The sequence below is a fragment of the Nostoc sp. genome, from assembly GCF_036916985.1.
Lineage (GTDB): Bacteria > Cyanobacteriota > Cyanobacteriia > Cyanobacteriales > Nostocaceae > Nostoc.
Genome location: NZ_JBALFD010000074.1, coordinates 29,846 through 42,250 on the forward strand (window position 1 = coordinate 29,846; position 12,405 = coordinate 42,250).

General features: G+C 40.4%; 10 protein-coding genes and 1 tRNA gene. 8 read left to right on the plus strand and 3 right to left on the minus strand.

Annotated elements, in window-relative coordinates; translation table 11 throughout:
• The first annotated feature begins 72 nt into the window (after window positions 1-72).
• The 6 genes from cobU to V7L07_RS24280 all read left to right on the plus strand — a co-directional run bounded on the left by cobU (window position 73) and on the right by V7L07_RS24280 (window position 7,137).
• Window positions 73-648: a bifunctional adenosylcobinamide kinase/adenosylcobinamide-phosphate guanylyltransferase gene (gene cobU, locus V7L07_RS24255; protein WP_335061391.1), complete on the plus strand. Its 576-nt coding sequence runs from the start codon at window positions 73-75 to the stop codon at window positions 646-648.
• A 45-nt stretch (window positions 649-693) separates the two neighbouring features.
• Window positions 694-1,113 carry a hypothetical protein gene (locus tag V7L07_RS24260; protein WP_335061392.1) on the plus strand — a complete coding sequence of 140 codons (420 nt, stop codon included), beginning with the start codon at window positions 694-696 and terminating at the stop codon, window positions 1,111-1,113.
• A gap of 267 nt (window positions 1,114-1,380) precedes the next feature.
• Window positions 1,381-2,340: a ribonuclease Z gene (locus tag V7L07_RS24265; protein WP_335061393.1), complete on the plus strand. Its 960-nt coding sequence runs from the start codon at window positions 1,381-1,383 to the stop codon at window positions 2,338-2,340.
• A gap of 561 nt (window positions 2,341-2,901) precedes the next feature.
• Window positions 2,902-3,069: a hypothetical protein gene (locus V7L07_RS24270; RefSeq protein WP_335061394.1), complete on the plus strand. Its 168-nt coding sequence runs from the start codon at window positions 2,902-2,904 to the stop codon at window positions 3,067-3,069.
• Window positions 3,070-3,379: 310 nt separating this feature from the next.
• Complete coding sequence (locus V7L07_RS24275; RefSeq protein ID WP_335061395.1) at window positions 3,380-5,593, plus strand: GumC family protein; 2,214 nt, start codon at window positions 3,380-3,382, stop codon at window positions 5,591-5,593.
• Window positions 5,594-5,991: 398 nt separating this feature from the next.
• On the plus strand, window positions 5,992-7,137 hold the full coding sequence (locus V7L07_RS24280; RefSeq protein WP_335061396.1) for a SpoIID/LytB domain-containing protein: 1,146 nt from the start codon (window positions 5,992-5,994) through the stop codon (window positions 7,135-7,137).
• Window positions 7,138-7,232: 95 nt separating this feature from the next.
• Here the strand turns inward: V7L07_RS24280 and V7L07_RS24285 are convergent, their stop codons facing one another.
• On the minus strand, window positions 7,233-8,531 hold the full coding sequence (locus tag V7L07_RS24285) for a hypothetical protein (protein ID WP_335061397.1): 1,299 nt from the start codon (window positions 8,529-8,531) through the stop codon (window positions 7,233-7,235).
• Window positions 8,532-8,742: 211 nt separating this feature from the next.
• On the opposite strand from V7L07_RS24285, the gene V7L07_RS24290 reads away from it, so the two are divergent.
• Entirely contained in the window at window positions 8,743-9,222 is a 480-nt protein-coding gene (locus V7L07_RS24290) for a hypothetical protein (protein ID WP_179064185.1), read from the plus strand.
• Window positions 9,223-9,312: 90 nt separating this feature from the next.
• Here the strand turns inward: V7L07_RS24290 and V7L07_RS24295 are convergent.
• Window positions 9,313-9,384, minus strand: a tRNA-Gln gene (locus V7L07_RS24295).
• A 349-nt stretch (window positions 9,385-9,733) separates the two neighbouring features.
• Here V7L07_RS24295 and V7L07_RS24300 point away from each other — a divergent pair.
• Window positions 9,734-10,372: a histidine phosphatase family protein gene (locus tag V7L07_RS24300; RefSeq protein ID WP_335061398.1), complete on the plus strand. Its 639-nt coding sequence runs from the start codon at window positions 9,734-9,736 to the stop codon at window positions 10,370-10,372.
• A gap of 126 nt (window positions 10,373-10,498) precedes the next feature.
• On the opposite strand, the gene V7L07_RS24305 is transcribed toward V7L07_RS24300, so the two are convergent.
• Window positions 10,499-11,884 (minus strand): hypothetical protein, encoded by a 1,386-nt coding sequence (locus tag V7L07_RS24305; protein ID WP_335061399.1) that lies wholly within the window; start codon window positions 11,882-11,884, stop codon window positions 10,499-10,501.
• Between the last annotated feature and the right edge of the window lie 521 nt (window positions 11,885-12,405).

Genomic DNA, 12,405 nt, shown 5'->3' on the forward strand with positions numbered 1-12,405 from the left:
ATGAAGTAAAAAACTGTGGTGATAAATTAATTGCAACCGTAGATATATTGTTAAAATTCTCAGTAAAAAACTTTGGGTAAAATCATCTTAGTAACAGGGCCAGCACGATCTGGTAAAAGTGAATGGGCGGAAACTCTGGCCATGCAGTCAGGAAAAGCTGTTGTTTACGTAGCAACAGCCACCGATAACCCAGACGATCAAGAATGGCATCAACGCATTTTAGAACATCAAAAACGTCGTCCCCAAGACTGGGTAACTTTATCTGTACCTGTGGAACTGTCTACAACTCTCGCCGATGCCAAACCCTATACCTGCCTTTTAGTTGATTCTTTAGGAACTTGGGTTGCTAACCTCCTAGAACAGGAGGAATCTAGCTGGGAAAACATTCTTGCAGAGTTATTAGAGACGGTGGAACTGGTTGCTGCTGATATGCTATTTGTAGCAGAAGAGGTGGGTTGGGGTGTGATCCCAGCTTATCCCCTGGGGAGGAAGTTCCGCGATCGCCTTGGTTCTTTAGTGCGTCAGCTAAGTACACTCAGCGAAACTGTTTATTTAGTGACTGGTGGTCATGTCCTCAATCTCAGCATCCTTGGTTCGCCGTTGCCAAATAGAGTTGATGCTGGAACATTCAGAAGTCAAGATTCTTAACCCTTGATTCAGATTAATCCAAAATCTAAAATCTAAAATTATCTTATGGCAACCAAACAAGAAGTTAGAGAATATCTTGCCTACTGGTTTCAGTTGGGTAAGAAAGTGATTACGGGCAACGGTGAGGCAAGCATTTTGCCGCTATCGGTGCTAGATGGCGATCGCTATAGTGAAGAATTTGAAGAGTGCTGGCAAAAAATTATCTCACCCGATTCTGGTGACTGTTACCTAGAAGGTACTCATGAAACCATTGCTGAACTGCTGACACCAGTATGGGATATGCTGCCTTGTGGTCGTTGCAGTATGCCAGTAGCCGCGCGAAACGTCGGTATGCCGGCGTTGTTATGTCCCTGCAATGATTTACCTAACTGGCCAAATACTGAATTGCCAGCACCGCGAGAGCCAATTAAGACTCAAGACCAACTCAAAAAAATTCGCGATCGGCTCATAGATAATATTGCATAAGTAAACAACCAGTTTGTAAATCTAACAACTCTTTTCTAATGATTTGATTATTTTCATTTCCCCTGTAGTGCCCTTGAGTCCCACCACAGAATTTTTGTTTGTCTGTACTAACTAGGGGAAAAATAACTATTGGCTATTAACTATGCCCAATCCCTAATCCCCAATCCCCAGTACCCAATCCCCAAAATCCTAAGTATTTTACTCATTAACCGTGCCACTATAGAAAATAGAGCTGCAAATTGAGCAATAGGAAGACTAAAGAACACTGTGCAGATAACATTCTTAGGGACGAGTTCCGGTGTACCCACGCGATCGCGCAATGTTTCCAGCGTCGCCCTGAGATTACCCCAAAGGGCAGAACTGTGGTTATTCGACTGTGGCGAAGGTACTCAGCATCAAATTATACGGAGTGAACTGAAAATCAGTCAACTCTCCCGAATTTTTATCACCCACATGCACGGCGACCACATCTTTGGCTTGATGGGACTTCTTGCTACTTGCGGCTTGGCTGGCAATGTGGAACGAATTGATATCTATGGGCCACCTGGATTAAATGATTACATTCAATCCGCCTCACGCTACTCTTACACACACTTTTCTTATCCGATCAAAGTTCACGCTATCCGTCCAGGGGTAATTTATGAAGACGAGGACTTTACCGTTAGTTGTGGTAATTTACATCATCGCATTACAGCTTTTGGCTACCGCGTAGCCGAAAAAGACCGCACAGGACGCTTTGATGTCGAAAAAGCCAAGGAGTTGCAAATTCCTCCTGGTCGGATTTATGGTCAACTCAAGCGCGGTGAAACTGTTACCCTTGCTGACGGACGGGTAATTGATGGCGCTCAATTGTGCGGCCCTACAGAAATTGGTCGAAAGATTGCCTATTGTACAGACACAATTTATTGTGATGGTGCAGTCGAATTAGCTCATGATGCTGATGTATTAATTCACGAAGCAACCTTTGCCCATCAAGATGCAGACATGGCTTTTCAGCGATTGCACTCCACAACCACAATGGCAGCGCAAACAGCTTTAGCTGCTGGGGCACATCGGCTGATTATGAGTCATTTTAGTCCCCGCTATGCTCCCGGAAATACCTTGGAATTGAAGGATCTCCTCAAAGAAGCCCGTGCTATTTTTCCCCGTACTGACATGGCTTACGATTTTATGATTCATGAAGTACCCAGACGACGGGAAGTAGAGTTAACTAAGGTAGGCGTTTAGATTTTAGATTTTAGATTTTGGATTTTCGATTGAACTCTTCTAATCTAAAATCTAAAACTAACTAGGCTCTATCTTGGAGTTGAGTAGCCAAATTTAGGGACTTCCAAATAAAAAAATAATCAATCGCTTTGGGGAGACAAGGCAGAGATATTGCTACCTTGTCCCCCTACTCCTATTTGGATGCAAAAATTGAGTAATTTAACGTGAGTTCGACAAGTCTTATTTGACCTCTCCCCCAGCCCCTCTCCGTGTCGGAGAGGGGAGCAAAAAGCTTAATTTTTCGTTGCTCCTTCCGTTTCGGAGAGGGAGGATGGGAGGGAGAGGTTCATCGAACTCACGTTAATTTAATTTTTGGATGTCCCTTATAGCATCCAGCAGATAGATAGCAGTTTAGTTTTACTAAGATAAGTCAACTAGTTAACCAACAATTTAGGTTAACTAAGTGTATCAATAATATATAAGTAATATGGTTGAAATATTTCTCTTAATGTGTTTTTTAGATTACAAGTTATCAAAATAACTTTAATATATATAGGAATATATAGGACTTATATTTGATTTTTGAACAAAACTCAGTACACCTTTATTCCTTCTTCCCAGTCCCCATTACCCCTTATCCCCAGTCCCTTACCTGTACAAGTGATTCAGCAATCAAAGACGCTCGATAGCGCAGCGTTAGCGACGCAGGAGCGTCTGACTCGCTACCGCTTCGCTATCGGATTGCTATAGTAGTGTTGTAAATTAGATAATTTTCTACTTAAATACTTAGGAAAAACAATTAATTTTTCGTCAAGATTTTTCTTCCTTAAATAAAATATTTATTAAAAATTTATTCTTCCAACACTGATTAAGAGTTTATATGCGCGAATTGATGAACATGAAAGCCCCAGTTGGCATAAGATTGTGCCAAGTGAGCTTGTCATCTTTGGAAGAAGAATTTAAGTATGCTATTGCAGCTATTAGGTGTAAAAAAATCATTTCACATTTCTCATAAATCTTCCAAATAAATATATTGTTTCGATATTAGAGGAGTTTGATAGTGGCTAAGACTAGTCTGAATCCAGAGCAACAGGTTACTACTTCAGCACAAGGCGCATTTGACATCAGACAATTATCTACTATTTTGCTTCGCCGACGCTTTCTGATCTTGGGCGTTTCCTGTGTAGTTATGTCAGCTGCTAGTCTTTTGGCTATCATTACCAAACCGACTTACCAGAGCAATATGCAGATATTGGTGAATTCCAATTTATCTGAAGGGGCACAGGCAAATAATATCCCAGCAGAGGAAAATACTCAGGTTACTGATTCCAATTTTCAAGTTGTTGATTCCAGTACTCAGATGAAACTCATGCTGAGTTCTAAGTTACTTCAGAAAGCCGTCGATTTACTTCATTCTGATTATCCTAAGATTACCTTACAAGATATAAATGGTCAAAAAGAACATAACAAAAAATCACCTCTAGAAGTAACTCCAGAAGAGGGAGGTATAGCAGCAAATAAAGTTTTTAATCAAGTATTTAAAGTTTCTTTCAATGATGATGATCCAGTCAAAGCCCAAAGAGTACTTCAAGCTCTACAAAAAGTCTATCAAGACTATAACAAACAACAACAAAAAGAACGTCTGAATCAGGGATTAGCTTTTGTAAATGCTCGCCTACCTGAGATAAAAAAAGAGGTGAGTAAAGCTGATAAAAATTTAGAACAGTTTCGCAAGAAACATCAATTGCTTGATCCTGAAATCCAAAGTAAAATACTGCTAGAGTCTCTAGCCGATGTTCAACAACAGCTACAAACTACTCGTGCCAACCTTCAAGATGTAAATGCCCGCTACGATAATCTAGAGCAACAAATAGCATCTTCATCCCAGCAAAATACACTAATTTCTTCTCGTTTAAATCAGTCAAGCCGTTACCAAACACTATTGAGTGAAATTCAAAAGACTGAATTAACTTTAGCTAAAGAGAGGCTCCGCTATACAGACGATTATCCATCGGTACAAAAACTAAAGCAGCAACGGCAAAGTCAACTCTCGCTATTACGAGAAGAAGTGAAAGCTATTACTACTAGCAGTAAGGGAGAACCGTTCTTAAAAGGGCAAATTTTGGGGGTTGATCCAAGGCTAGTAGATGAGTTTATGCTGGTACAGACAACTGTTTTAGGGCTAACTGCCAATGAAAAGAATTTAGCCGAGTCAGAACAGCGACTTCGATCTGAGCTAAATAAGTATCCAAGCATAATAGCAGAGTATAACCGTCTGCTACCAAAGGTACAAAGTAGTCACAAAACCCTTGAACAACTACTTCAAGCACAACAGTCTTTGGGACTTAAAATTGCTCAGGAAGGATATAACTGGCAAGTTTTAGCAGAACCTTCTCCGGGTACTTATATGGGGAGCGGTAGATTATTTCTTTTGGTTGGGGGAGCAGTAATTGGACCGATTTTAGGTATTTTAGCAGCCCTAATTTTGGAAAAGTTTAATGACGCTATTTATTGTGTGGGAGATTTAAAGAAACTGACGAATCTACGTGTATTGGGGTCAGTACCAAAGCTACCGTCCTGTGGTATCAAAAAGCGGCGGCTGGGACTATCTTGGAATGGGCGGCGAAGTTCAGAGTCTTCTGCAATAGAAGCTACTACTAAATTGCCCGTTCATGAAACCCTGGACATGATCTACCAAAATATTCAAATATTAAAATATCCCTTACCTTTCAAGTCGCTGATGTTTACTTCAGCACTACCAAGGGAAGGGAAGACAACCTTAGTATTAGGGCTTGTAGCTAGCGCTATACGAATGCATCGACGGGTATTAGTTATTGATGCTAATTTGCAGAATCCTAGCCTGCACAAAATATTAGAACTATCCAATGACTGGGGATTATCTCTGTTATTAGTTGATGAGACAACTACAGATTTTCAAGATTATATCCAGCCCATTCACCCCTCCATTGATATTTTGACTGCTGGACCGGAACCAGAAGACACGGTGAAGTTGCTCAGTTCTCAACGGATGAAAGAACTAATAGAGTTATTTGAGCAAAATTATGACTTAGTATTGATAGATGCTCCACCTATTTTAGGGACGGTTGATGCCAGAATTGTAGCATCTTTTTGCAATGGGATTGTCATGGTAGAGCGCATGGGGAAAGTGACTCGAACTGAACTGACTCAAGCAATAGAAATTTTAAGTAAATTGAATTTAATTGGAATTATTGCTAATGAAGTGAGCAATTCTCAAAAGGTATTGGCATCGTAGATTGGTAGGGGCATTGGGGATTGGGCATTGGGGATTGGAAAGAGGTAGAGAAGAACTATTCTTTTCCTGCCTTCCTCACCTGATTTCTACTGGGAGCAAAGCGATTTTGTGAGCAGGGGAGGCAAGGGGAGACAAAGAAATAAGTGTATTCAGGGGTATCGCGGTAGTAAAAAAATACAAAAATTGTCTCTTCACTCCCCCTGCTGCCCCTGCCTCCCCTGCTCTTTTCACAATGACCTCACTTTTTCGCGTTGCTCCCTTTCTACCTTATAGCTAAAGCAAAATGCATAATTAGTAGGAGGTGGCAACTTCCGGCGTTGGAAAAGTGTCCCATCTTAAAGTGGTAGACACCATAATCCAGAGCGTCAATTAGATACTAGTGTGATTAGATGATCGGTATGAAATTCCAACTTTACTTAGGCTCTTTATTTTCCCAGATTAAAGTACGTCATTGGTGGGTAAGTATCCTTTTGTGGATAGTTTTGGTTGCCCCAGCCCAAGCGTCTGTAATCTTGCGCGTGGCAATTGAAAGGGGCGTTAATCAGGTAAAAGTGGGTAGTTCCACCACTGGGATCGTCAAGGATAGTACTGGCAGGACTCTGGGACAGTTGCCAGCGATGAGTGCATATTATGCCCAAGCTGTTCCTGGCGGAGTGGCTTTAGATAAGTGGCAGTCTGGCTTATTTTGGATTGAGCCAACTGGTAAAGGATTTGTTTATATTGGCGATCGCTGGTATCGAGGCAGAACTCTAGTTGTACCCACAGAAAAAGGCTTAACGGCTGTTAATTGGGTTGATGACCAAGAATATCTCTACAGCGTTCTCGGTGGCGAAATGGATGCTAGCTGGCCGCAAGAGGCGCTGAAAGCCCAGGCGATCGCAGCCCGTACCTATGCCCTCTACGAACGAGAAAAACAACGGAATAATCCCGTTTACGATTTAGGCAATACTCCCGATCGCTGGCAAATTTATAAGGGTGTCATCAGTGAATCTCCCGCTACTTACGCCGCAGTTGATTCCACACTAGGGCAAGTACTAACTTACAAAAACCGGATTATTCTCTCAGTCTTCCACGCTTGTTCTGGGGGACACACCGAAAACGTAGAAGATGTTTGGGGCAGTAAGGAGCCTTATCTACGTGCTGTTGAAGACTACGATCAAAATATCCGTGAGTGTAATTGGGTGAAAACCTTCTCAACCAGTGAAATTAGCGCTAAATTTCCTGAGGTGGGCAGTGTGACAGCGATGATTCCAGAGACATACTCACCTTTTCGCAGTGTTAAAGTTTTAAAAATTGTTGGCAACAAGGGCACAAAATTTCTACAGGGCGAAGAAGTCCGAACAGCCCTCAAGTTAAAAAGTACCCGTTTTACTGTCACCAAAGGAGGTAATGGTAGTTTTGTACTACAAGGTCTTGGCTACGGTCATGCTTTAGGTATGAGTCAATGGGGAGCGTACAATCTGGCTCGGCAAGGAGTGAACCACCTGCAAATTTTGGGACATTATTATCAAGGTGTAGCCCTAACGCCAATTCAGGCGAAGTAATTGCCTTAGGGTATGGGGTATGGGGCATTGAGAAGAGGCAGAGGGGCAGGGGGAAGGGTGCAGAGGAGAGGAATTTTCCCCCTGCTCCCTGCTCCCTATTCCCCACTCCCTCTTTCCAAGCGTTTCTGCCATTCAGCATCAATTTTTGCAGAACGCTCAACTTCTTGGTCGAGTAAGTCAGTTTCGCTGGAATACACTAAATCTTCGTTGCCAATGACTTTTTCTGCGGCAAATTGTTGGGCATAGTTGATTTTTTGTTGCAAAGGTGCGTCAGGACTTGTCAATAAGCTTGCTCTGGAAAGGCGATCGCGGTTGCGATCGCCTATTTTGCGATTACGCCACCCAATCCAGAAATAACGCAGCAAGGGTATGCCTAAAAAACCTGCTCCGTAAGCCAATAGTAGCCAATAAATTCCTTGCACAAAAGCTACTAGTCCACCTAATTGGGCCGCAACAATGCCACCTTTTAACAAATTTCCCAGTACTAAAGCACCAACAAAATTTAGTACACCCAATCCAGCACTTAGCATAATTTGCCCAGAACTTGCGGCACTAAAACGCCAGGGAAATTCCTCTAAGTGATCTGATATTGCATAACGGCGCTTTTTAACTGCACTCACCTGCAACTCTGGAAAGTAATAAACAATTTGCCCTTCTGGACTTACGCCCGGTTGCCCATTAAATCGCGTTAGAACGGGCAGCATATAATCTTCGTACTCTCTTGTGTATCCCTCGCCAATATCATCTAAATATGGGGCAATTTGTTCTGCTACCACTGCGCCACGATTAATCCGAATCACCGTTGCAATTTCTTGCCAGCGACGTTCTTCTAAGTTGATATTAGGATTACCATCGCCAAACAAAAACGAAAATACAGCTTCAAAGAAATTTAGATTGCTTTCTTCTCGGCTTTCAGGTCGCCGTTCCTGGTAGTGGGTGTCATAATTTGGGCTAAGATACCAAAATAAATTTGGAAAATAGAAAAATCCCCCACCACCAGAATTACTGCCCCGATTGTCGCCGTTACGGTCTGAATTAGCAGCAGTAATGATAATGAAGATGGTGATAGTTATCAGGGCGATGGAAACAGTTAAGAAAATTCCAAAAGAAATGCGAATCAGGTAAAACAGCACACTCCAGACCTTTTTCCACCATTCTTGCAATCGTAGTCGGAGGTATTTATTACGTAAAATTGCTCGAAAATTTCGTGGAAAAAGGTAAACTATATCGCCTGAATCTGCTACCTGTAAATGTCCGCCAGCATCAGATGCCAGGGCTAACAAGCTTTGATTAGCTTCAGCGACATTCAATCCTGCCTGAGTTGCCACATCACCAACAGTGACACGGTAGCCCAGTTGTTCCACAGCCTGCATGATGGTGGGACTGGGAGCCATTGCTCTCCCCTCCTATTGAAAATATTCCCTTTTCTTAAGTATAAAGTTTTATTTTGAGGGACTTGGTAAAGGTAAAAATAAAGAAGGAAATCTGATTTCCATATATTTGGCAAACCGATACTAAAGTCGATGAACCGGCAAATAACCTGAGACGCAATATGTTATAATTATTTGCCTCAGCTTGGTTAACCAGCAAACTTTCTGCTCAAATATGGTTCAATATACTCTCGCGCAAAGCCCAGAAATTATCCTTACTGTTTCTGGAAAAGATTCAGCCAAAGCCCGTGATAAAGCAATGGATCAACTGATGGAACTGATGGATGCAGGTAAGCTACCCACAGAACTGGAAGAAGGATTTGGCCCTCAACAATTGATTGAGGTTAAGGAGTCAACTATTGATACTGCTAGTGGTGAGGATACCATTACACAAGCTGTCCAGGTTTTGAGTAACCTAGCCACGCTCAAGTTGAAAGTTCAAGAGTCACGAGCTGAAGCGTTGGAAATTCGCAAAGCTGTAGATATTCTGTTCAGCGATGAGTTAGTGACTGAAGAGGAAATTACTCGACTCAAGGAAGGTTTTAAAGTTCTCAAAAATTTTGCTCAAGCTAATGTGCGTTACCAGGAAGCACGATCTAAAGCAGAACTAGCTCGGCAGACTCTAGATCAAGCTCTCAAATCTCCTGACAAATAACTTTTACAGAACTAGATGCCTTGAGACTTATCTTAAAAATTTGATTAAATACTCCAAAAGACAAGCTCTGAAGCCTGTCTTTTAGAGTTACTGGGGCGCTAGGATTCGAACCTAGGGATGGCGGGACCAAAACCCGCTGCCTTACCACTTGGCTACGCCCCAACAACATTACTCTAGTTAATATAGCAGTAACTCCTGGGTTAATGTCAAGTACTTTAATAGTTGATTTCAGATAATGGGTTTTGATGGCAGGATATTGACTGGTCAGAATGCTTACACATCAGGCTGTTTCATCACTTTGGTTGAACGATTGAATTTTTATTGGCTCACCTGCTACGCCGCTTGATTGGATGAGATACCGTCTCTAAATAAATGTCAAGAGAGCAAAGTCAGGCGATCTGAAGATGATTCCAAATATCGTGAAATTGTAGTAACATAGCACGGGCATTAACTATCTTCAGCTACATCTGATTGTTAGCGCTGTTAAATTTACCATTGATGAGAATATACCGTGAGCCTAACTCTTTATTTCCTCCGTCACGGACAGACCGAATGCAGTCGCAATAATTCCTTTTGCGGTTCCATAGACTCAGAACTTACCCCAGAAGGCTTGGAGATGGCAAAGGCTTTTGCATCTGCATATAGTTCTACGGATTGGACAGCAATATTTTGTAGTCCAATGCGGCGAACTGTATTGACAGCAAAACCCTTATCTGATGCAATCGGGATAGAGCCACAATTTAGAGATGGTCTGAAGGAAATCAACTATGGCTTGTGGGAAGGAAAAACCCCAGAAGTAATTAGCCGTGAATATCACGATGATTATATTCGCTGGTCAGCAGATCCAGCTTGGAATGGGCCAACTGGTGGAGAAATGGCGGTGACAATTGCTTCTCGCGCCATACAGGTAATTGAAGAAATCAAGCGTCTTTACAGCAGTGGCAATGTGTTAGTGGTTTCTCACAAGGCAACTATTAGAATTATTTTGTCTAGTTTACTAGGGATTGATGTGGGACGCTTCCGTTTTCGTTTGGGATGCCCTGTTGCTTCGGTCAGTATTGTAGAATTTACCTCACATGGGCCACTGTTAAAGGTTTTGGCAGACCGTAGTCATTTAGATGAGCGTTTACGAAATTTGCCAGGGACATGAGGGAGGAAAGAGTTAGGAGTTAGGAGTTATTATTTTTCCCTTACCCCCTCTCACTTGCTGGCTCAGTATATTTACAGAAAATATTTATTCTAAGATTAAACTTAGAATCAGCAATGCTCTGAATTCTTACACCAATTTTTTTTGAGCTTGGATATCACGCGCAAACCAAAATAGAATTGCTGCTAAGGCTGGTAAAACCGTTACACCCACACCCGCTGTTGGAATAAGAGAAAATAGGATGGTAGTAATCACGAATCTTTTTGAATGTATGTTTAAAGCTACAACTCCTAGCAGCACAGAAGAATACCAAGAACAATACCAAGGAGCAGCAAAGATAAATAATATTAAGGTAATCCATCCTATATTTATACTAAGATCCGTTTCCGAATAATTTTTTTTAAGATATGGTTTTACGAGAATAATCAAATAAGAAACTAGAAATATAGAAAACATTATAGGTTTAAATATTGAGTATAGATTCTCTTGCAAACTTAGAGAAAAGTTGAGAGGTTTCAAATTTATTATTTTTTTAAACAAAGCATATAATGAGCCGAATGTTTGTCCTTCAACTCCAGGATTTGAAAGGCTTTTCCAAGCATCTACTGTAGGTAAAGCTATAAAATAAGCTGCCAAAATTATAGCTAGAGAGATACAAATAGCATTGAATAAAGTTTTCCAACGTTTTTGTTTAATTAAGTAAACAAAAATTAGAGGCAACCAAATAACTGGTAAAGTCTTAATTAGAAAACCAATCCAAGCTGTAACGATCGCAGCTATATAATCACGATTTTTGAGGCAGATTATTAAAATAATTAAAACTGTAGAAATAAAGACATCAACATGTGCATTGATAACCTGCTCATAGAGCAGAAATGGGTTAACTAAATATGCAATTGTTATATTAACTTTATGAGGAGAGCTTTTTAAATGCCGCCATATTAAGTAAGCATTTAATATATGAAATAAAAGACATATTAATTTAAATACATAAATTCCCAAGCTGGGAGTAATTGCAACGAAAATAGCGGAAAATGTAAAAAATATTTGAGATATAGGTCCATAAGTTGAAGTCTGTTTCCAGTCAAGAAATGAAGACAACTTAGAAGTGAATGTGCTTGCAGGATTAATAAAAGGGTTAATTCCATTTAAATTCATTAACCCATAATGCACATATAAATTAATATCGGTAGTTGTTGGATAACTTATGAAGGCAATTAACAAGAAGAATAAACTATTTCTGAGTATTTTTATAAACTTTATATCTGGCTTTTGATTTTTATTTATTATTAACCACAGGATATATATAATATTTAAACAAAAGTATTCTATAACTGTTCTTCGTTTGTCAAGATGGTTAGAAAAATCAGGGATATATTCACCTGTGGAATTAGCTAAAGCATGAAGATTATAAGAATAAGCTCTAAGTGCTAATTCTCCACATAATATTAATGACAAAACTATGGCAAGACCTAACAATATTTGGTTTTTTTTTATGTTATGAGAATTATTCATATTTCCCCTAAGCTAGGTTGGCAGAAAAATTTATAATTGTGTTTTGCGTCTACGCTCTATTAACGATGCTAGATACTCCTTATTTACGAGGAATGGAACCCTTATTTTTGTAGATTTGGGATTTTTTTATTAACCTACCATATTTATAGGACTTATGTACTGTATAAATCAATCATAATTTTTGCAGATTTGGGATTTTTTTGCAAACCTACTTATAACTAGGGACATCCAAAAATTAAATTACTCAATTTTTGCATCCAATAGGAGTAGGGGGACAAGGTAGCAATATCTCTGCCTTGTCTCCCCAAAGCGATTGATTATTTTTTTATTTGGAAGTCCCGTAGTGCAGCACGGCAGCAATAAACATACCATTTCAAATGGCGCAAGAGCTTGGAATACAATTATGCGTGACTTTTGACTTGCGGTACTAGTGGTCTGTCAAAACTAAATCTGTGAGTTTATGGAAAAATGGAGAGGCTATTCGCTATCAACCGCTCCATTGGTTTGAGGAACTTCCCATG

Bases quoted from the DNA above. Each gene is read 5' to 3' on its own strand.
- V7L07_RS24260 (WP_335061392.1), top strand. From the start codon at position 694: ATGGCAACCAAACAAGAAGTTAGAGAATATCTTGCCTACTGGTTTCAG.
- V7L07_RS24280 (WP_335061396.1), top strand. From the start codon at position 5,992: ATGAAATTCCAACTTTACTTAGGCTCTTTATTTTCCCAGATTAAAGTA.
- V7L07_RS24285 (WP_335061397.1), bottom strand. From the start codon at position 8,531: ATGGCTCCCAGTCCCACCATCATGCAGGCTGTGGAACAACTGGGCTAC.
- V7L07_RS24290 (WP_179064185.1), top strand. From the start codon at position 8,743: ATGGTTCAATATACTCTCGCGCAAAGCCCAGAAATTATCCTTACTGTT.
- V7L07_RS24305 (WP_335061399.1), bottom strand. From the start codon at position 11,884: ATGAATAATTCTCATAACATAAAAAAAAACCAAATATTGTTAGGTCTT.